Source organism: Nocardioides alpinus (genome assembly GCF_900112035.1).
Lineage (GTDB): Bacteria > Actinomycetota > Actinomycetes > Propionibacteriales > Nocardioidaceae > Nocardioides > Nocardioides alpinus.
On record NZ_FOKC01000008.1, the window covers coordinates 172,807 to 191,201 of the forward strand.

22 protein-coding genes are annotated in these 18,395 nt (G+C 71.1%); 11 read left to right on the forward strand and 11 right to left on the reverse strand.

Annotated features, from left to right (window positions below; all coding sequences use genetic code 11):
- Nucleotide 1: 1 nt before the first annotated feature.
- From BM127_RS16165 to BM127_RS16180, 4 genes are read left to right on the forward strand one after another with little or no spacing between them, the layout of a single operon-like run.
- On the forward strand, nt 2-889 hold the full coding sequence (locus BM127_RS16165) for an oxygenase MpaB family protein (RefSeq protein WP_091200104.1): 888 nt from the start codon (nt 2-4) through the stop codon (nt 887-889).
- Nucleotides 882-2,030: an acyl-CoA dehydrogenase family protein gene (locus BM127_RS16170; protein ID WP_091200106.1), complete on the forward strand. Its 1,149-nt coding sequence runs from the start codon at nt 882-884 to the stop codon at nt 2,028-2,030. The genes BM127_RS16165 and BM127_RS16170 overlap by 8 nt, the downstream gene beginning before the upstream one ends.
- Nucleotides 2,031-2,073: 43 nt before the next feature.
- A complete protein-coding gene (locus BM127_RS16175; protein WP_091200108.1) occupies nt 2,074-2,289 on the forward strand; it encodes an amphi-Trp domain-containing protein in 216 nt (71 codons plus the stop codon).
- Between the two features lie 46 nt (nt 2,290-2,335).
- Nucleotides 2,336-3,115, forward strand: a complete 780-nt coding sequence (locus BM127_RS16180) for a DinB family protein (protein WP_091200192.1) — start codon at nt 2,336-2,338, stop codon at nt 3,113-3,115.
- 1 nt (nt 3,116) lies between these two features.
- Here BM127_RS16180 and BM127_RS23070 read toward each other — a convergent pair whose 3' ends face one another.
- The 4 genes from BM127_RS23070 to BM127_RS16195 all read right to left on the reverse strand — a co-directional run bounded on the left by BM127_RS23070 (nt 3,117) and on the right by BM127_RS16195 (nt 6,227).
- Nucleotides 3,117-3,245, reverse strand: coding sequence for a hypothetical protein (locus tag BM127_RS23070; RefSeq protein ID WP_269213072.1), 129 nt, complete (start codon nt 3,243-3,245; stop codon nt 3,117-3,119).
- Nucleotides 3,246-3,331: 86 nt separating this feature from the next.
- Nucleotides 3,332-4,291, reverse strand: a complete 960-nt coding sequence (locus BM127_RS16185) for an NAD(P)/FAD-dependent oxidoreductase (RefSeq protein ID WP_091200111.1) — start codon at nt 4,289-4,291, stop codon at nt 3,332-3,334.
- Nucleotides 4,288-5,511 (reverse strand): NAD(P)/FAD-dependent oxidoreductase, encoded by a 1,224-nt coding sequence (locus tag BM127_RS16190; RefSeq protein WP_091200113.1) that lies wholly within the window; start codon nt 5,509-5,511, stop codon nt 4,288-4,290. The genes BM127_RS16185 and BM127_RS16190 overlap by 4 nt, the downstream gene beginning before the upstream one ends.
- 23 nt (nt 5,512-5,534) lie before the next feature.
- Entirely contained in the window at nt 5,535-6,227 is a 693-nt protein-coding gene (locus BM127_RS16195; RefSeq protein WP_091200115.1) for a GAF and ANTAR domain-containing protein, read from the reverse strand.
- A 90-nt stretch (nt 6,228-6,317) separates the two neighbouring features.
- On the opposite strand from BM127_RS16195, the gene BM127_RS16200 reads away from it, so the two are divergent.
- A complete protein-coding gene (locus BM127_RS16200) occupies nt 6,318-6,503 on the forward strand; it encodes a PspC domain-containing protein (RefSeq protein ID WP_091200117.1) in 186 nt (61 codons plus the stop codon).
- A 3-nt stretch (nt 6,504-6,506) separates the two neighbouring features.
- Here BM127_RS16200 and BM127_RS16205 read toward each other — a convergent pair whose 3' ends face one another.
- Together BM127_RS16205 and BM127_RS16210 are read right to left on the reverse strand one after the other, a co-directional pair.
- Entirely contained in the window at nt 6,507-6,818 is a 312-nt protein-coding gene (locus BM127_RS16205; protein ID WP_091200119.1) for a hypothetical protein, read from the reverse strand.
- Nucleotides 6,819-6,831: 13 nt separating this feature from the next.
- Nucleotides 6,832-7,125: a hypothetical protein gene (locus tag BM127_RS16210; RefSeq protein WP_091200121.1), complete on the reverse strand. Its 294-nt coding sequence runs from the start codon at nt 7,123-7,125 to the stop codon at nt 6,832-6,834.
- Nucleotides 7,126-7,163: 38 nt separating this feature from the next.
- Between BM127_RS16210 and BM127_RS16215 the strand changes: the two genes are divergently transcribed.
- The 5 genes from BM127_RS16215 to BM127_RS16235 all read left to right on the forward strand — a co-directional run bounded on the left by BM127_RS16215 (nt 7,164) and on the right by BM127_RS16235 (nt 13,813).
- A complete protein-coding gene (locus BM127_RS16215; protein WP_091200124.1) occupies nt 7,164-7,724 on the forward strand; it encodes a metallophosphoesterase family protein in 561 nt (186 codons plus the stop codon).
- A 41-nt stretch (nt 7,725-7,765) separates the two neighbouring features.
- Nucleotides 7,766-9,622, forward strand: a complete 1,857-nt coding sequence (locus tag BM127_RS16220) for an AMP-dependent synthetase/ligase (RefSeq protein ID WP_091200126.1) — start codon at nt 7,766-7,768, stop codon at nt 9,620-9,622.
- Nucleotide 9,623: 1 nt separating this feature from the next.
- A complete protein-coding gene (locus tag BM127_RS16225; RefSeq protein ID WP_157829538.1) occupies nt 9,624-10,517 on the forward strand; it encodes a glycerophosphodiester phosphodiesterase family protein in 894 nt (297 codons plus the stop codon).
- Between the two features lie 4 nt (nt 10,518-10,521).
- Complete coding sequence (locus BM127_RS16230; protein ID WP_091200130.1) at nt 10,522-11,586, forward strand: hypothetical protein; 1,065 nt, start codon at nt 10,522-10,524, stop codon at nt 11,584-11,586.
- A 76-nt stretch (nt 11,587-11,662) separates the two neighbouring features.
- Entirely contained in the window at nt 11,663-13,813 is a 2,151-nt protein-coding gene (locus tag BM127_RS16235; RefSeq protein ID WP_091200131.1) for an MMPL family transporter, read from the forward strand.
- Between the two features lie 12 nt (nt 13,814-13,825).
- Here BM127_RS16235 and map read toward each other — a convergent pair whose 3' ends face one another.
- The 5 genes from map to BM127_RS16260 all read right to left on the reverse strand — a co-directional run bounded on the left by map (nt 13,826) and on the right by BM127_RS16260 (nt 17,847).
- A complete protein-coding gene (map, locus tag BM127_RS16240; protein ID WP_091200133.1) occupies nt 13,826-14,605 on the reverse strand; it encodes a type I methionyl aminopeptidase in 780 nt (259 codons plus the stop codon).
- Nucleotides 14,606-14,615: 10 nt separating this feature from the next.
- The gene (locus BM127_RS16245) at nt 14,616-15,308 is read right to left on the reverse strand and encodes a type 1 periplasmic-binding domain-containing protein (protein WP_091200135.1); all 693 of its coding nucleotides are present in this window, start codon (nt 15,306-15,308) and stop codon (nt 14,616-14,618) included.
- 30 nt (nt 15,309-15,338) lie between these two features.
- Complete coding sequence (locus tag BM127_RS16250) at nt 15,339-15,653, reverse strand: hypothetical protein (RefSeq protein WP_091200137.1); 315 nt, start codon at nt 15,651-15,653, stop codon at nt 15,339-15,341.
- Nucleotides 15,654-15,666: 13 nt separating this feature from the next.
- Entirely contained in the window at nt 15,667-17,382 is a 1,716-nt protein-coding gene (locus tag BM127_RS16255) for a sodium:solute symporter family protein (RefSeq protein ID WP_091200138.1), read from the reverse strand.
- A gap of 81 nt (nt 17,383-17,463) precedes the next feature.
- Nucleotides 17,464-17,847 carry a VOC family protein gene (locus BM127_RS16260; protein WP_091200139.1) on the reverse strand — a complete coding sequence of 128 codons (384 nt, stop codon included), beginning with the start codon at nt 17,845-17,847 and terminating at the stop codon, nt 17,464-17,466.
- A gap of 333 nt (nt 17,848-18,180) precedes the next feature.
- On the opposite strand from BM127_RS16260, the gene BM127_RS16265 reads away from it, so the two are divergent.
- Nucleotides 18,181-18,395, forward strand: a 215-nt coding sequence (locus tag BM127_RS16265; RefSeq protein WP_139227759.1) for a hypothetical protein, incomplete at its 3' end; no start/stop codon positions are given.

The window sequence follows — 18,395 nt, forward strand, 5'->3', positions numbered from 1 at the left end:
CGTGCACGCCCCGGGTCGCTACGCCAACCTCCGCCGGATCCAGTCGCTGGATCCGGAGGTCGACTTCGACCAGATCGTCAGGCTGACGGCACGCCACGAGTTCCCCTGGGACTACGTCCAGGGCACCGGCATCGCCTTCATGCGTGACTACGGCATCCCTTCCATCGCCGACCTGCTCGACCGGACGCGCGAGTTCGAGGACCACGGCGTCAAGCGCTACGACGACACCATCCTGATCGGCGACGAGGCGACGCTGGACGGCATCGACTCGCCCCGCTCGCACGCCGCGCTGCGCCGGCTCAACCGGATCCACGGCCACTACGACATCCCGCAGGACGAGCTCGCCTACGTCCTCGCCACGACGATCGTCGGCCCGGTCCGCTGGATCTCGGCCTACGGCTGGCGACCGCTCGACCCGCACGAGCTGGTCGCGATCACCCGCGTCACCACGCGCTTCGGCGAGCTGATGGGCATCAAGGACCTGCCCACGACGTACGACGGCTACCTCACGCTGCTCGTCGACCACGAGCGCCGCCACTTCGCCCACACGCCTGCGAGCACCCGCCTCGCGGAGGCCTCGATCCGCATCGCCCGCGAGGTGTCCCCCGCGCCTCTGTGGCCACTGCTGCGCCGGGTGACGATCGCGGTGATGGACGAGCCGCTGCGCACGGCACTCGGCCTGCCGCGCCAGCCCGGGTGGTTCGTACGGGCAGTGCGCGGTGGCCTGCGACTGCGCGGTCGACTGCTCCGCTTCGCTCCCCCGCGTCGTACGCCGTACGCGCACCGTCCCACCACCTACCCGTCCGGCCACCGGCTCGAGGACCTCGGTCCCACCGCGATGCTCGAGCACCTCAACGGACCAGTTCACCGAAAGGGATCACATGCCTGAGCGCCCCAGCATCCTCGAGCAGGAGCACGAGGACTTCCGCGCGATCGCCCGCTCCTTCTTCGACAAGGAGGTCGTGCCCTTCCACGAGCAGTGGGAGCGCGACGGCATCGTCGACCGCGAGGTGTGGCGCAGGGCGGGCGAGCGCGGACTGCTCTGCTTCGATGTCGACGAGGCCTACGGCGGCGCGGGGATCAGCGACTTCCGCTACAACATGGTGCTCGCGGAGGAGTCGGCACGCGCCGGCGCATCGGGCCCGGGCTTCGCCGTCCACACCGACATCATCGTCCCCTACATCTCCACGCTCGGCACCGAGGAGCAGAAGCAGCGGTGGCTGCCCGGCTGCGTCTCCGGCGACCTCGTCACCGCCATCGCGATGACCGAGCCGGGCGCGGGCTCGGACCTGCAGGGCATTCGTACGACGGCCGTCGACGCCGGCGACCACTACGTCCTCAACGGGTCGAAGACCTTCATCTCCAACGGGATCATGTCCGACCTGGTGGTCGTGGTCTGCCGCACCGATCCCGAGGCCGGCCACCAGGGGATCTCGCTGCTCGTGGTCGAGCGCGGGATGGAGGGCTTCGAGCGCGGCCGCAACCTCGACAAGATGGGCCTGCACGCGCAGGACACCGCCGAGCTGTCGTTCACCGACGTCCACGTCCCGAAGGAGAACCTGCTCGGCGCCGAGGGCTCCGGCTTCGTCTCGCTGATGGAGAACCTGCCCCAGGAGCGGATCTCGATCGGCTGCATCGCCGTCGCCGCGATCGAGCACGTCCTCGACCTGTGCCTGACGTACGCCAAGGAGCGGGAGGCGTTCGGCAAGCCGATCGGGAAGTTCCAGCACAACCGCTTCGTGCTGGCCGAGATGGCGACCGAGGCCCACATCGCGCGGGTCTTCATCAACGACTGCGTGCTGCGGCTCAACGCCGGCGAGGTCGACACCGCGCTCGCGTCGATGGCGAAGTGGTGGACCACCGAGCTGCAGAAGCGCGTCGTCGACGCGGGCGTCCAGCTGCACGGCGGCTACGGCTACATGAACGAGTACCCGATCTCCAAGGCCTACACCGACTCCCGGATCCAGACGATCTACGGCGGGACGACCGAGATCCAGAAGGAGATCATCGGTCGGATGCTCGGCCTGTAGAAGCCTTGTGGACACCTTGTCGCCCTCCACTAGGTTCGGTGGCATGGACCTCTTCGAGATGGACGAGACCCGCACGATGACCCGCGAGGAGGCAGCCACCAAGCTGCGTGCCCTCGCCGACTCCCTGGCCAAGCACAACTCGATCGAGTTCGAGCGCGACGGCGGCCGGATCACCGTGGCCGTGCCCGACGAGGTGCACCTCAAGGTCGAGGTCGAGCTCGGCGAGGAGAACGAGGTGGAGATCGAGCTCACCTGGTGACCGGTTGCGGACGTCGATCGTCCGCATCGGTCCCTACGGTAGGGACATGACCGCTCCCACCGGACGACACTTCACCGAGCAGGACCTCAGCGGGGCGACGTTCGCGCGGGTGCTCCTGCGGGACGCCACCTTCCAGGACGTCGACCTCAGCGGCACCCGCATCAGGGCCGCCTACCTCGACGGCGTGCGGATGACGGGCGTCGAGGTGCCGGACCTCGAGATCTACGGTGAGCTCGGTCGGCTGGTGGTCAACGGCGTCGACGTCGTCGCCCACGTCGAGGCCGAGCTGGACCGGCGTACGCCCGAGCGCGCGCTGATGCGCCCGACGGACGTCGCTGGGTTCCGCGAGGCCTTCGCGGTGCTCGACCGGCTGTGGGCCGGCACCGTCGAGAAGGCCCGGTCACTCGGGTCGGCACAGCTCCACCAGCAGGTGGACGGCGAGTGGTCCTTCACCGAGACGCTGCGCCACCTCGGCTTCGCCCATGCCTGCTGGGTGGGCGGTGTGGTCCTCGCCGCCCCCTCGCCGTGGCACCCGCTGGACCTCCCGTGGGACGAGGCGCCGTCGGTCGACGGCGTGCCGTGGGACCGCGACGTACGCCCCTCGCTCGACGAGGTGCTCGCCCTGCGGGCCGCTCGCCGCGCGAGCGTGGGCGAGGTGCTCGCCGGGCTCGACGAAGACGGGCTGGCTCGACCCGTGACCTCTGCGACACCGTTCATGGCCGAGGCCGACTCACTGACCGTCGCGCAGTGCCTGCGCGTGGTCCTCAACGAGGAGTGGGAGCACAGGCTCTACGCCGAGCGCGACCTGGCCGCACTGGCTGGCTGATTCAGATGTACTTGCCGATCGCGTGGTCGGCCGCGCCGCCCGAGTCCCGGTTGCCGCGACCGCGTGTGCGTCGGTCGGCCCAGAACAGGAACAGCAGCACGAGGACGGCGAGTGCGATCCACCACCACATGGCGCCACCTCCTTCCCCTCTACGGTAGGCCCGCTCCCGCGCGCGGGAGCGGGTGTCCAGACCACTTGGGAGGGACGGAGCCGAGGTCAGCCGAACCGGACCGCCAGCTCGCGCCCCAGCCGGGCGCCCGAGAGCCACGCCGTCTCGACCTTGGGCTTCGGTCCCCATCCGTCCCCGCAGACGCCGACAGGTCCACCGGCGCCGTCGACCAGGGCGTACGACGCCGCTCGCTCACCCACCGGCCGGGCGAAGGTCCACCGGTGCACGTGCACGTCGGCGGGCTCGTCGAGGTCCATCAGGCGACGCACCGCCGCGACGAGATCCGGGGCCGCTGCCGACGGGTCGGCGAGGTGCTGCGCCGCCAGCTCGGGAGTCGAGTGGACGACCAGCACGGGCGCACCGTCACCCCGGCGCCGGCCGTCGTCGGCCACCCACCCGATCGCCGGGTCGTCGTTGACGAAGGCGCCGTCGAAGCGGCCCGAGGGGCTGAGGTCGTCCCAGGTGCGCTCCGGCCACCGTGCCGCGAGGGCGAGCACCGGCTCCCACTCGCGGGTCAGCAGCTGGGCCACCGGGTGGTCGCCACAGAGGCGGACCGCCTGCGGGTCGGGCATCGCGAGCACGACGGCCGCCGCTCCGTCGAGGTCGGCGACGTCGGCCAGCTCCACCTTCTCGACGTCCAGGTCGCTCGCGACGTCCTCGACCAGGGAGCGGAGTCCGCCGAGGGCGCCCCAGCGCGTCGGGCCGGAGGTCATCCGGGGCTCGTCCTCACCCAGCACGCAGAAGGCGTCGGTCCACGGGGCCGCGAGGCCGCGTGCGGCCCAGCCGTCGACGACCGCCCCGAACTCCGGGTCCGTCACGGTGAGGTAGGAGGCGCCGAGGTCGGTGGCACGCTCGAGGCCCCAGAGCCGCCGCGACGCCATCCGGCCCCCGACGCGATGGCCGCGGTCCAGGACACGTACGCCGACTCCCGCCGACCTCAGCTCGCGCGCGCAGGCCACGCCGGCGAGCCCCGCACCGACGACGACGACGACGTCCGACGGCGTCACAGGAGTGCCTCGGCGGCGCGCTGTCCGCTGACCAGCGCGCCCTGGATGGAGCCGGTGTCGCGGTGGTCACCGCAGACGACCAGGTCGCCGACCTGCACGGGTCGGCGGGCGTCGTACGGCGCGGGCTGGGCCGGCAGGGCGTCCGGGACCTCGTGGCGGACCACCACCTCCCACTGCGTCGGGTCGGTGCCGAGCAGGTCGCCGGCGTGCCGGCGCATCGACGCCTCGCCGGTGTCGCGGCCGGCGCCCATGAGGGCCGATCCCTGCAGGAGGTGGCGTCCCGCAGGCGCGTAGGACGGTGCGGCGCGCGAGACGACCGCAGCGTTGACGAGGGGGCCGGTGGGAGCGCGGCGGGCGTCGACGTGGAGGAGGTCGGTGTCGGGCGCGTCCGCTGCCGCCCACCACATCGTGACGACGCCCTTGGTGGCCGGGACGGCGAGCCCGGTCAGCTCGGCGGCCGCCGCTGCTCCTGTCGCCACCACCACGTGGCGGGCTGTCCACGTGCCGGCGTCCGTGGTCACGGCAGTGCCGGTCACCGCCTGGACAGGCTGCCCGAGCCGGACGCGGTCGCCGAGGGAGGCCGCCAGCTGGGCCGGCAGCGCGGCCATCCCGTTGCGGGGCAGCGAGGGCACCCCCTTCGCGAACATCCACGCCAGCAGCAGCGCGAACCGGTCGGCCGTGCTGCCGTCGTCCTCGAGCAGGACTCCTGCGTAGAACCGGTCGACCACCCGCCGCAGCAGGCCGTCGACGTGCGCGGCGTCGAGTGCCGTACGCCGGTCGACATCGGGTCGTGACGCGAGGACGTGCGACAGGGAGGTTCCGCGGCGCGGCCGCAGGAGGGGGGCGGCCCACCGCGCGAGGGCGGCGACCTCCTTCGGGCGGCGGGCGACGGCGCGCAGGGTGCCGGGGACGAGGCCCGGCTCGCGCACCGGGTGACCGAGGACCGTCGTCCCGTCCTCGGTGCGCGCGGCGACGCCGGCGCCGAAGGGCTGCAGGCCCAGGGCCTCGACGTCCACCCAGCGGCGTACGGCCGGGTAGGCGGGGTTGAGGAGCTGGAAGCCACGGTCGACGAGGAAGCCGTCGATCCGCTCGGTGCGGATCCGCCCACCGGCCACGTCCGAGGCCTCCAGCACGACGACGTCGCGACCCGCCTCGGTCAGCGCCTGCGCGCAACGAAGCCCGGCCAGGCCCGCACCCACGACCACCACGTCTGCGTCCACGCGTCGACCCTAGTGAGCCGCTCCTAGGTCGTGGGGACGTTCCGGGTCGTCACGATCTGCTCGGCCACCTCGCGGAGCTTGACGTTGTTCTGCTGCGACATCCGGCTGAGCACGGAGAAGGCCCGGTCGGGGGTGAGGTCGAAGCGCTCCATCAGGATGCCGGTGGCCTGGCCGATCACCGTGCGACCACCCAGCGCCTTCTCCAGCTGCTCGACCTCCTGCGCCGCCGCCAGGGCCACCCCGACGTGCGCGGCGAGCGCCAGGCCGTCCTGGACGTCCTCTCCGGTGAACGCCGACGGTTCCTTGCCGTAGAGGTTGAGCGCGCCGAGGTCCTTGTCGTTGGAGTACAGCCGATAGCTCACGCTGCTGTGGAGGCCCAGCCGCTCGACCACCTGCGGCCCCCAGCTCGGCCAGCGGTCGTCGGTGGCCAGGTCGTCGCTGACGACGGTGTGGTCCTCGCGCAGGGCGTCGAGGCACGGCCCCTCGTCGAGCTCGTGCTGCAGCGCGTCGATCTGGCGCAGGGAGTCGTCGCTCGTGGCGTGCGTGTCGATGCGCTCACCCCGGTAGACGACGCACACCCCCGCCGCCTCGCACCCGGGGATGATCTTCGTCGCGACCATCACCGCCCGCTCCATGGCCTGCTGCGGGCTGTCGTCGTCCTGCATCTCACGCGCAGCGGCGGCCAGCTCGTCACGGAAGTCATCCTGGGGAGGCACTCCTGAAGCATGACCCACGACGGCAACCCGTGGCGACCCGGCGCCTGCCCGGGGCGCCCACGACGGCACTCCGTCGGGTAGACATGCCCCATGGCCACCTCGAAGCTCGTCCGCCCCCGTCAGGGCAAGATCATCGCCGGCGTCTGCGCCGGCCTCGCCGACCGGTTCGGCATCTCCCGCGGCCTGGTGCGCCTGGGCTTCGTGCTCTTCGGCCTCATCGGCGCCGGGGAGATCGCCTACATCGTGGCGTGGATCATCATGCCCAAGGACAGCTGAGCCTCACTCCGAGGCGCCGCCCTCGCGCCTGTCGTGTAGGCGCTGCTGCGCCTCGGCGAGGAACGCGAGGCACGGCGCATCCGCGTCGGGGTGCTTCTCGACGAGGTGGAACGTCCAGCGGTCCATCGCGGACATGAAGCCGTTGTCCCCACCGGCACGGTGCGTCGACCACGCCCTGTGTCCGCGCGCCACACACGTGGAGCAGCTGATCCGGTAGAGGAACTGCTGCTCGCCGTCGAGGTCGATCTTGACCCGCGCGAGCGGGCCCGCCTGCGCAGCAGCCTTCCTCTCGCGGGCCGATCGGCTCGCCACCATCAGAGCGCGCCGTTCACAGCGGGACGTCCTCCGGGATGACCCGGAGCACGGAGACGGTGCCGGCCTCGCGCCCCACGACGACCTTGAGGCCGTCGAGGCGACCCAGCGCCGCGCGTACGTCGTCCAGCTCGAGGTGCGTGTCGACGGCGATGTCGGCGTCGCGCACCGGCACCGTGTCCTCCGGCCACTCCGCCGACGGGAGCTCGAAGGGGTCGAAGTCGGTCTGCGCGGCCGACCACAGCTGCAGGGCGGACTCGGCGACGACCTCGTCGTGGGGGGCATCGTTCGTGGAGTCGTCAACGGGCATGGGTCGACGTTACTTGCCCCCTTCAGTTGACTGGAGCCATGCCCACCCGACTGCTGCTCATCGCGGACACCCACGTGCCGAGACGGGCGCGTGACCTGCCGGACGAGGTGTGGCGGGCGGTCGACGAGGCGGACGTCGTCGTGCACGCGGGCGACTGGGTCGACGTACGCCTCCTCGACGCGCTCGAGGCGCGAGCGCGGTGGCTCGTGGCGGTCTTCGGCAACAACGACCACGGCGCCCTGCGGGAGCGGCTGCCCGAGGTGGCGCGCGTCGAGATCGAGGGGGTGCGGCTCGGTGTGGTGCACGAGACCGGGCAGGCCGCCGGCCGGGAGGCGCGGATGAGCGCCCTCCACCCCGACCTCGACGTGCTCGTCTTCGGCCACAGCCACATCCCGTGGGACACGACCACGGCGACCGGTGTGCGGCTGCTCAACCCCGGCTCCCCCACCGACCGCCGCCGCCAACCCGCGTGCACCTACATGACGGCGATCGCCGAGGACGGCGACCTGCGTGCGGTCACCCTGCACCGGCTTCCGCCACGGGCGCAGGCACGGAGTACACGTCCAGACCCTAGCCAGCCACCTCTGCCTCCACCATGATGTGACCCCCGCCACCTCGAGGATCACCCCCAGGAGAGCCGATGCACGACGAGATCCCTGCCGACGTCGCGGCAGTCCGCGAGGAGTACGAGGCCCGCATCCTCGGGCTGCACATGCCGGCCACCGTGCGCCAGGCAGCGGAGCGGTACGGCGACCAGCCCGCGTTCTCCGACAAGTTCGACGTGCCTGAGGGCGAGACCTGGTCGACGATCAGCTGGGCCGAGACGTGGGAGCAGACCCAGCAGGTCGCTGCTGCGCTGATCGACCTCGGCGTCGAGATCGGCGACCCGGTCGCCATCATGGCCGACAACCGCACCGCGCACACGCTGGCCGACTACGGCGCGATGACGGCGGCCGCGGTGCCCATGTCGATCTACAACACCCTCGCCCAGGACCAGGTGGCCTTCATCGCCGGCGAGGCCCGCCCGGTCGTGGTGATCCTCGAGGACCACGACCGCTACCAGCGCTGGGAGAAGGCGCTCGACGAGGTCGACTCCATCCGCCACGTGGTCATGTTCGCCGACGCCGACCGCGTCGACGACGCACGCGTGATGACCTGGGCCGACTTCCTCGCCCGCGGCTCCGACACGAGCGGGATCGAGGCGCGGATGGAACGCATCACGCCCGACCTGCCGGCCACCTTCCTCTACACATCCGGCACGACGGGCAACCCCAAGGGCGTCGTGCTCACCCACCACAACGTCATGTACGAAGCGGTCTCCACGCTCGACGCGGCAGGGCTGCACGGACAGCAGCGGACCATCAGCTACCTCCCGCTCGCGCACATCGCCGAGCGGGTGCTGGCGACGTACGGCCCCCCGTTCCTGGGCAGCCACGTGCACGCGATCCCCGACCCCGCCGGGCTCCTCGGTGCGCTCGGCGAGGTCCACCCGACGGCGTTCTTCGGCGTGCCGCGCGTCTGGGAGAAGATCAAGACCGGCATCTCCGCCAAGCTCGCCGAGGACCCGAACCCCGACAACCAGACGATGGTCACCAACGCCATGGCGGCCGGTCTCGCGTGGACCCAGGCCCACGAGTACGGCAACGCGATGACCCCGGAGGTCGAGGCGGCGTACGCCCAGGCCGACGAGGGCATCCTCGCCTTCCTGCGCCTGCTGCTCGGCCTCGACCAGGTGCAGTGGGCGGCCAGCGCCGCGGCGCCGATGCCGCTGGAGGTCGCCAAGTTCATGGGCGGTCTCGGGCTCAAGGTGTACGACGTCTACGGCATGACCGAGACGACCGGGGCCTTCACCTCCAACGGCCCCGAGCACTTCAAGCTCGGCACGGTCGGCGTGCCCAACCCCGGCATCGAGGTGCGTCTCGGCGAGGACGGCGAGATCCTGTGCCGCGGACCGGTCAACACCCCCGGCTACCACCGCCAGGAGACGGCCACCCGCAACCTCATCGACGAGGACGGCTGGATCCACACCGGCGACATCGGCACGGTCGACGAGGACGGCTTCTACTCGATCATCGACCGCAAGAAGGAGCTGATCATCACCTCCGCGGGCAAGAACATCGCGCCGTCCAACATCGAGAACTACCTCAAGGAGTCCCCGATCGTCGGCCACGCGATGGCGCTCGGCGACAACCGCTCCTACGTCGTCGCGATCCTCACCCTGGACGGCGAGATCGCCCCGCTGGTGGCGGCGAAGATGGGCATCGAGTTCACCGACCTCGCCGACCTGTCGCAGAAGCCGCAGATCCGCGCGATGGCCCAGGCAGCGGTCGACAGGGCCAACGAGCGGCTGTCGCGGCCCGAGCAGGTCAAGGCGTGGGAGCTCCTGCCCGACGAGTGGACCGCCGAGTCCGAGGAGCTCACCCCGACGCTCAAGCTGAAGCGGCGGGTGGTCAACACCAAGTACGCCGACGTGGTCGAAGGTCTCTACGCTGACTGAGGTGCGACCTGCGAGGCCCTTCGACGCTCCGCCCAGGCCCCTCTTCGACGTCGAGGCCCACCGCGGCGGTGCCGGCCTCTGGCCGGAGAACACGCTCGAGGCCTTCGGTCGCGCACTCGCGCTCGGCGTCTCGACGCTGGAGCTCGACGTCCACCTGACGGCCGGCGACGACGTCGTGGTCGCGCACGACCCCGCGCTCGCGGACGCGCGACGGATCCGCGAGCTCACCCGCGCCGACCTGCCGCCCACGATGCCGCTGCTGCGACAGGTCGCGGCGCTGCTCGAGGAGCGTCGGGCCGACCCGGTACGGATCAACCTGGAGATCAAGTACGACGCCCTCGACGCGGCGCAGCTGACCAGCCGCGAGGCCTTCGTCGCCAAGGTCGTCGACGCCCTGCGGATCGACGGTCTCGTCGCGCGCACCAGCATCCAGTGCTTCGACTGGGGCGTCCTGCGACGGGTGGGCGAGGCCGAGCCCGAGCTCGCCCGCAACCTGCTGGTGTCGCCGAAGTACCTCGCGGCGAGCCCCGACGCCCCCTCCCCCTGGTTCGACGGGCTGGCGGTCGGCGCCGACTTCGTGCGTACGGCGGCGGCCGAGGGCTTCACTGCGATCTCCCCGATCCACGGCTCACCCTTCCGCAGCGGCGTGGCGGACCCGGCGTACACGCCGTTCGCCACCGAGTCCCTGGTCGACGAGGCCCACGCTGCCGGGCTGGTGGTCATCCCCTACGTCGTCGACGACGAGCCCACGATGCGCCACCTGGTCCGGGCCGGCGTCGACGGCCTCATCACCAACCGCCCCGACCTCTTGCGCGACGTCCTCGCCCAGGAGGAGCGTGAGCTGCCACCGTCCTTCGCCCGGCAGACAACCTCCGGGGGTCCCGAGGAGTCCTAGAGTCATGACCACCTTCCGTGCTCCGCTGCTCGTCGCAGGACTCGCCGCGCTCGCCCTCGTGTCGCCGACCGCGCCCGCAGGTGCGCGACCGGCCGACAGCGGCGTCGAGGTCCGCACCGCCCCCACCACCCGCTTCGACGTCTCCGACCTCGAGACCGGCGCACCACCGGCGATCGCCTGGAGCGAGCGACGTGGCGGGAGGACCGTGATCCACGGACCGGGCGGCACCACGACCCCCGTGCCCAACAACCTCGTCGAGCTGGCGCCGATGGGCTCGGGCTACGTCGTCCAGACCGGACTCAGCCGCCCGACGACGGTGCGCTGGGTCGCTGCTGACGGCACGGCAGGTCGGCGCGAGTGGCGCACCGGCGACGGGATCGCCGTCTCCGCCCGGGGCAGGGCCGTGGCCTTCTCCGGCAGGGGAGGCAGGGTGTGGTCGATCGACCGCGACGGCGACCGCGTGCTGAGGTTCAGCCCCGTGCCGATCACCGGCAGGGGCACCGCCGTGGCGCTCTTCGGCGAGGACTGCAAGGAGAGCGCGACGAGCAACGGCTGCGCGGTCTACGTCAATGGTGCCCGCGGGTGGCTCACCTCCTCGCACGGCATCGTCGACCGCGCGCCCCACGTCCGCCTCACCTCCACCGGCCGCGGCCGCTGGCTCGGCGGCATCACCTCCGTCAGCGACACCGGCACGTGCAGCGCGATGCTGCGCGACGCCCGGGTCAGGTGGCGCACGTGCGACAACCGGTTCTCCGACATCTCCCCCGACAACCGGCACGTCCTCGGCCTCCCGGCGTACGGCGACGGCTTCGGACCGCAGACGCTGGACGTGCTGGCCACTGCGGACGGCTCCGTCGTGCGCTCCTTCGCCTCCGCGCGCGACGGCAGCTCGGCGACGTACTTCGAGGAGGTCTGGGAGGACGCGGAGCACGTCCTCGTCGTGACCTACCAGGACGGCGAGTGGGCGGTCGTGCGCCTCGGCGTCGACGGATCGATGGAGTACGCCGTCGCGCCCCGGCGCCGGTCGATGGACGTCCGGTCGTTCCCGATCGGCCTCCAGACGCGGTAGCGGCGGGGTCGCCCTGGTCTAGACCTCGGGGGAATCACCGATGCACGATGTCGGTCCCTCCTGTTCGACTGGCCCCATGCATCGACAGATCGCTGGTTCGCTCACCGGCCGCATCACCAAGTGGTTCGTCCTGGTCGCGGTGCTGGCGATCACCGGGGTCATGGCCGTCTTCTCGAGCCAGCTGGCCGACGTCCAGAACAACGAGGCGTCGTCCTGGCTGCCGGAGTCGGCCGAGTCGACCCAGGTGCTCGACGAGCTCTCGCAGACCGTCGACCCCAACGACATCCCCACGCTCGTGGTCTACCACCGGGCAGGCGGGCTGACCGACGACGACCTCGCCGCGATGGAGGCCCACGGCGCAGAGATCGCCGAGCTCGACGGCGTCACCGAGCAGGGCGTCCTGACGCCCGCCGCCGCGGAGGCCGCCGCAGCCCAGGGGGCACCCGTGCCGACCCTCGTGTCGGAGGACGGGGAGGTCGCCTACCTCTACTTCGTCCTCAACTTCGGCGCCGACGGGTGGAACGCCATCCCCGACGCCGCCGAGGAGATCCGCGGCATCGCCACGATCGACGGCGGTGAGGTGCACCTCGCCGGCTACGGCGGCCAGGCGGCCGACTCCGCAGCGGCCTTCGAGGGCATCGACACCAACCTGATCCTGGCCACGCTCGGCGTGGTCATCGTGATCCTGCTCTTCACCTATCGCAGCCCCGTCCTGTGGCTGCTGCCGATCCTCTGTGCGGTCTCCGCCAACTTCATCGCCACCGGCCTGGTCTACCTCCTCGCCAGGTACGCCGGGCTCACCGTCAACGGTCAGAGCCAGGCGATCCTGAGCATCCTGGTGATCGGCGCCGGCACCGACTACGCCCTGCTCCTGGTGGCGCGGTACCGCGAGGAGCTGCGCCGCCACGAGGACCGCCACGAGGCGATGGCCTTCGCGCTGCACCGTGCCGCGCCCGCCATCTTCGCGAGCGCCGCCACCGTCGCGGTCGGCATGCTGTGCCTGTCGTTGGCGGACCTCAACTCCACGGCCGGGCTCGGCCCGGTCGCCGCCATCGGCGTCACCGTCACCATGATCGTGATGGTCACGCTGCTCCCCGCGCTGCTCGTCATCTGCGGGCGCTGGGTGTTCTGGCCCAAGCGCCCCGGCTTCCAGAGCGCCGAGCCCACGAGCGACGGCCTCTGGGCCCGCGTCGGCCGTGCGATCAGCCACCGCCCGCGCCGCGTCTGGCTCATCACGACCGGGCTGCTGCTCCTCGCCTGCCTCGGGCTCTTCCGGCTCGACACCTCCGGGCTGTCGACCGAGGAGACCTACACCCAGGAGTTCGACTCCATCAAGGGACAGCGGCTGCTCAACGAGCACGACCTGACCGACAACTCCAACACCATCCAGGTCGTCACCAACACCGACAGCGCGGCCGACGTGGCCGCGTCGCTCGAGGGCATCGACGGCCTCGGGGAGCTCGGCGAGCCGCAGCCGCTCACGGACGGGCGCTCGTGGTTCGAGGCGACGATCGACGCCGACATCTCCTCCAGCACGGCCGCCGACATCGTCGAGTCCTCGCGTGACGCCGTACGCGGTGTCGACGGTGCCGACGCCCTCGTGGGTGGCGGCTCGGCGTTCTACCTCGACACCAAGATCGCGTCCGTGCGCGACAGCTGGGTGATCATGCCGCTGGTGCTGCTGGTCGTGCTGCTGATCCTGATCGGGCTGCTGCGGGCGCTCGTCGCTCCGCTGATCCTGATGGCGACCGTCGTGCTGTCCTTCGGTGCGGCACTGGGCATCTCGGCCCTGCTCTTCGAGTACGTCTTCGGCTTCGCCGGGTCCGACCCAGGATTCCCGCTGTTCGCGTTCGTCTTCCTCGTGGCCCTCGGCATCGACTACAACATCTTCCTGATGACGCGCGTGCGGGAGGAGACCGCCACCCACGGCACGCGCAAGGGATCGCTCATCGCGCTCGCCTCCACCGGCGGCGTGATCACCTCGGCTGGCGTCGTGCTGGCGGCGACCTTCCTGGTGCTCGGCTCACTGCCGCTGGTGTTCCTCGCGGAGCTGGGCGTGGCCGTGGCGCTGGGCGTCATGCTCGACACGCTGATCGTGCGCTCGGTGCTGGTCACGGCGCTCAACCTCGACCTCGGCGGCAAGATCTGGTGGCCGAGCAGGCTCGACACGGCCGACGTCCCGCTCACCCCGGCCGAGGCCGAGGCCCCGCTCGAGACGGTGCACTGAAGGTCGGCCGCCTCAGGCCCGGCCCGACGGGAGCGTCAGGATCTCCGCGCCGTCCTCGGTGATGGCGATGGTGTGCTCGCTGTGCGCGGTGAGGCAGCCGGTCGCGCTCCGCAGCGTCCAGCCGTCGGCGTCGGTGACGAGCTCGTCGGTGTCGACCATGATCCACGGCTCGAGCGCCAGCAGCAGGCCCGGCCGGAGCCGGTAGCCGCGGCCGGGGCGTCCGTCGTTGGAGACGTGCGGGTCCTGGTGCATCGTCGTGCCGATGCCGTGGCCGCCGAACTGCATGTTGATCGGGTAGCCAGCGGCGTGCAGCACGGTCCCGATGGCGTGGGAGAGGTCGCCGATCTTGGCACCGGGCCCGGCGGCGGCGATGCCGGCGGCCAGGGCGCGCTCGGTGGTCTCGATCATCTCGACGCTCCCCGCGGGTCGGCTGTCGCCCACCACGAAGCTGATCGCCGAGTCGGCGGCGACGCCGTCGAGGCGTACGGCGAGGTCGAGGGTGAGCAGGTCGCCGTCGGCGAGCCGCTGGTCGCGCGGACGGCCGTGGAGCACCGCGTCGTTGACCGAGGTGCAGACGTAGTGGCCGAACGGGCCCTCGCCGAACGCCGGGGCGTAGTCGACGTAGCAGGACTGCGCGCCCGCCTCGCGGATCATCTCCGCGGTCCACCGGTCGAGGTCGAGGAGGTTGGTCCCGACGCCGCTGCGCGAGCGGAGGGACTGGAGGATGTCGGCGACGAGGGCGCCGGTGGCGCGGGCCTTGTCCACCTGGGCGGGAGTGAGGATCTCGATCATCGCGACCTCATCATCTCAGGCCCATCCTGGCGCAGCTCCTGCGCGTGTCACCGCTGCACAGCTCGTCCAGCGTGATGACGCCCTGGGCGACCAGCACGGAGGTGAGCGTGTCGACGGTGACGTCCTGGTCGCGGAAGAGCCAGGACTGGACCCCGTCGACCTCCTCGCCGTCCTCGAGCGGGGCGTCGGCGAGGAAGCCCACGGCCGCGTCGGCCGCCTGCTGGCTCATGGCATGGGTGGGCACGTAGGTCATCGACTCCTCGTCGCCGAGGAGCACCTCGCGCGCGGCCTCGAGGTCCGACCCCGACTGGACCGGCTCCGCCCCGCCCTCCAGACCGACGAACTGGTCGGAGCCGGGCACCAGGGTGCCGAGGGAGATGACCGGGAGCTCGCCACCGGTCATGGCACCCAGGTCGTCGGCGTCGACGGGCACGACGACAAGGACGTCGGCCGCGTCCGCCTCGGCCTGGCGGGCCTGGCGCTTCTGGGCCTCGGCGTCACCCTCGGCGTCGTACACCGTCACCTGGCACTCGTCGCAGGTCGCCTCGACGCGGTCGGTGAAGTCCTCGACGTCGACGGCCCGCGACGTGTCGTCGGAGGCGTCGGCGACGAGCAGCACGATGGTCGGCTCGTCGCTCACACACCCCGACAGCAGGGGGGCGAGGAGGACCAGCAGGAGGGTCAGGAGTCGGGCGCGCAGCATCGCGAGGAGGTTATCGGGCCGGACCCGACTTCAGTGCGTCGGAGGTCGCTTGCGCTGCGGGGCCGGGCGGGTGGGGTCGTCGTCCGGGCGGTCGAAGTCAGTGGGCACGACGATCGGGCGCAGACGCGCCCAGCCGATGAATACCGCGGACACGACGAGCAGGGCCAGTCCGGTCCAGAGGTTGGCGTTGACGTCGCCGGTCTTCTCGAACTCCGGGTCCCCGAAGATCCCGGCGAGCGTGAGGATCACGCCGTACACGCCCATGAGCGCGCCGATGATGTTGCGGACGTCGAAGACCCCCGCCTTGTGGGGCTTGCTGTCGGTGGTGTCGGTCGTGTCGGACATGGTGGCCCCTCTCTCAGAAGGCGAAGTTGAGGACGATGACCATCGCGAGTGCGATGCCCGCCAGCGGGACCGTACGACGCCACCACGGCATCGCGGCCTCGTCGGGATCGGTGCGGTCCTCGCGCGGTGTCTCGGAGTAGACGAGGCCACGCAGCTCGGACGGATCCTTGGGCTTGGTCACCAGCGAAACCAGGATGCTCAGCACGATGTCGACGACGAAGGCCGTCGAGGCGGCGAGGAACGCGGCCCCCTGACCGGGCAGGTCGATGACACCGGCCGCCGCGAGGCGGTCCACCGCGACGGCAGACAGGGTGCCGGCGACGAGGCCCACCCAGCCCGCGGTGGGCGTCATCCGCTTCCAGAACATGCCGAGGATGAAGGTGGCGAACAGCGGTGCGTTGAAGAAGCCGAACAACGTCTGGAGGTAGTTCATGACGTTGTCGTAGCCCATGGCGATCTGGGCGGTGAAGATCGCGATGACGGTCGCTCCCACGGTCGCGAGGCGGCCGATGCGGAGGTAGTAGTCGTCGCTGTGGTCCTTGCGGATGTAGCGCTGCCACAGGTCGTAGGAGAACACGGTGTTGAAGGCCGAGATGTTGGCTGCCATGCCGGCCATGAAGGCGGCCAGCAGTCCTGCGATCGCCAGGCCCAGCAGGCCGTTGGGGAGCACGTCGCGCATCAGCAGCAGCAGCGCGTCGTTGTAGGCGACGCCCTCGCCCGAGGCACCTCCATCCGGCGAGCCGCCGTTCTTGAGGTCGATCATCTCGGTGACGAGGACGGCCGAGATCATGCCGGGGATGATCACGATGAAGGGGATGAACATCTTGGGGAACGCGCCGATGATCGGCGTCTTGCGGGCCGCGGAGATCGAGTCGGACGCCATCGCGCGCTGCACCTCGACGAAGTTCGTCGTCCAGTAGCCGAAGGACAGCACGAAGCCGAGGCCGAAGACGATGCCGATCACCGAGAAGAGGGGCGAGTCGAAACCCGACAGCGCCGTGCCGGGCCACGACTCGAGCTGCTGGGCAGCCGTGGCGACCTCGGCCTCGGGAGGCGCGCTGTCGGCGGCCGCGGTGATCTTGTCGGTGAGGCCGTCCCACCCGCCGACGCGGTGGAGGCCGATGAGGGTCAGCGGCAGCAGGGAGGCGACGATGACGAAGAACTGCAGGACCTCGTTGTAGATCGCCGCGCTGAGGCCACCCAGCGTGATGTACGACAGCACGACGGCGCCGGCCACGATGAGGGCGATCCAGATCGGCCAGCCGAGCAGCGCGTGCACGATGCCCGCGAGCAGGGCGAGGTTGACGCCGGCGATGAGCAGCTGGGCGACGGCGAAGCTGATCGCGTTGACCAGGTGGGCGCCCGTGCCGAACCGCCGGAACATGAACTCCGGGACCGAGCGGACCTTGGAGCCGTAGTAGAACGGCATCATCACGACGCCGAGGAACAGCATCGCCGGCACCGCGCCGACCCAGAAGTAGTGCACGGTCGGCATGCCGATCTCCGCACCGTTGGCCGACATGCCCATGATCTCGACGGCACCGAGGTTGGCCGAGATGAAGGCCAGGCCCGTCACCCACGCCGGCAGCGAGCGGCCGGAGAGGAAGAAGTCGATCGAGTCGGACACCGATCGTCTCGCCATCACGCCGATGCCGAGGACGAATCCGAAGTAGATCGCGACGAGCAGGTAGTCCAGCCAGGACGCGTCGATCAAGGTGTCTGAGCTCACGGGTGCCTCCGAGGTGCAGTTTGGGCCACCGGACAACCTAGACCGGCGTGCCGGCCCTCGCGACCACCCCTAGGGGCATCGTCACTCCCCGACGACGACCTCGACCTCGAAGCCCTCGGAGCTCTCGAGGTAGAGCGCCACGTGCGCGTCTCCGCCGGCGTGCGGGTAACGGTCGGCGTACATCTCGTGCCACCCGTGCTCCGTCGACTCCGCGCGCATCCGGTCGAGCTCGTCGCGGGTCTCGACGACCAGCGCGACGTGGTTGATCCCCGGGCGCAGCCGGTCGTGGTCACCGTGCTGGTCGGGCGAGTGCTCCATGAAGACGTACGTCCCGTCGTCGTGCAGCCACGACAGCTTCCCCTCCTCGCGCTGCCACCCGCACCAGGCCAGGAGCCACCCCCACTCCCCCTCGGCGGTCGCGACGTCGTCGACCCACAGGTCGAGGTGGTGGAGGGCGCGGGTCATGCGGTCAACCTAGCCCCCGCCGCCGGTCGAGGAAGGCGCGAAGCGCGCCACCGCCGCTGGTTGAGCAGGTCGCGCAGGAAGGCCCGTCCGCTGGTTGAGCAGGTCGCGCAGCGATGACGCCGCTGGTTGAGCAGGTCGCGCAGGCCAGCCTCCGCTGGTCGAGCAGGTCGCGCAGCAAGCCCCGTCCGCTGGTTGAGCAGGTCGCGCAGCGACCGTGTCGAAACCAAGGATCCGAGGCCCCGACCCTTGGGGGGATCACCTGTTCGAGAATACTTGTCCACACCGGTCTTCTAGCAGCCCCGAGTGTCGGTGGGTCCTGCTTGACTGGTACCCATGACCACCACCTCGGACCTCCGCTCCCCGACCAGCAGCCCGCTGGTCGAGGACCTTGACGCGTCCGGGATCCTCACCTCCATCCGCTCCCGCAAGACCGCCGAGGATCAGGCCGCAGCAGACGTCCTCGCCCTCGCCGCCGGATGGGCCGACCTCCACCCACCGGAGTCCCTCCACTCCGCCGCGTCCTTCACCACCACCGGCGGCCTCGGTCG

Bases quoted from the DNA above. Each gene is read 5' to 3' on its own strand.
- BM127_RS16230 (WP_091200130.1), top strand. From the start codon at position 10,522: ATGACCACCTTCCGTGCTCCGCTGCTCGTCGCAGGACTCGCCGCGCTC.
- BM127_RS16245 (WP_091200135.1), bottom strand. From the start codon at position 15,308: ATGCTGCGCGCCCGACTCCTGACCCTCCTGCTGGTCCTCCTCGCCCCC.
- BM127_RS16260 (WP_091200139.1), bottom strand. From the start codon at position 17,847: ATGACCCGCGCCCTCCACCACCTCGACCTGTGGGTCGACGACGTCGCG.
- map (WP_091200133.1), bottom strand. From the start codon at position 14,605: ATGATCGAGATCCTCACTCCCGCCCAGGTGGACAAGGCCCGCGCCACC.
- BM127_RS16235 (WP_091200131.1), top strand. From the start codon at position 11,663: ATGCATCGACAGATCGCTGGTTCGCTCACCGGCCGCATCACCAAGTGG.
- BM127_RS16180 (WP_091200192.1), top strand. From the start codon at position 2,336: ATGACCGCTCCCACCGGACGACACTTCACCGAGCAGGACCTCAGCGGG.
- BM127_RS16170 (WP_091200106.1), top strand. From the start codon at position 882: ATGCCTGAGCGCCCCAGCATCCTCGAGCAGGAGCACGAGGACTTCCGC.
- BM127_RS16205 (WP_091200119.1), bottom strand. From the start codon at position 6,818: ATGGTGGCGAGCCGATCGGCCCGCGAGAGGAAGGCTGCTGCGCAGGCG.
- BM127_RS16175 (WP_091200108.1), top strand. From the start codon at position 2,074: ATGGACCTCTTCGAGATGGACGAGACCCGCACGATGACCCGCGAGGAG.
- BM127_RS23070 (WP_269213072.1), bottom strand. From the start codon at position 3,245: ATGTGGTGGTGGATCGCACTCGCCGTCCTCGTGCTGCTGTTCCTGTTC.
- BM127_RS16215 (WP_091200124.1), top strand. From the start codon at position 7,164: ATGCCCACCCGACTGCTGCTCATCGCGGACACCCACGTGCCGAGACGG.
- BM127_RS16250 (WP_091200137.1), bottom strand. From the start codon at position 15,653: ATGTCCGACACGACCGACACCACCGACAGCAAGCCCCACAAGGCGGGG.
- BM127_RS16220 (WP_091200126.1), top strand. From the start codon at position 7,766: ATGCACGACGAGATCCCTGCCGACGTCGCGGCAGTCCGCGAGGAGTAC.
- BM127_RS16200 (WP_091200117.1), top strand. From the start codon at position 6,318: ATGGCCACCTCGAAGCTCGTCCGCCCCCGTCAGGGCAAGATCATCGCC.
- BM127_RS16210 (WP_091200121.1), bottom strand. From the start codon at position 7,125: ATGCCCGTTGACGACTCCACGAACGATGCCCCCCACGACGAGGTCGTC.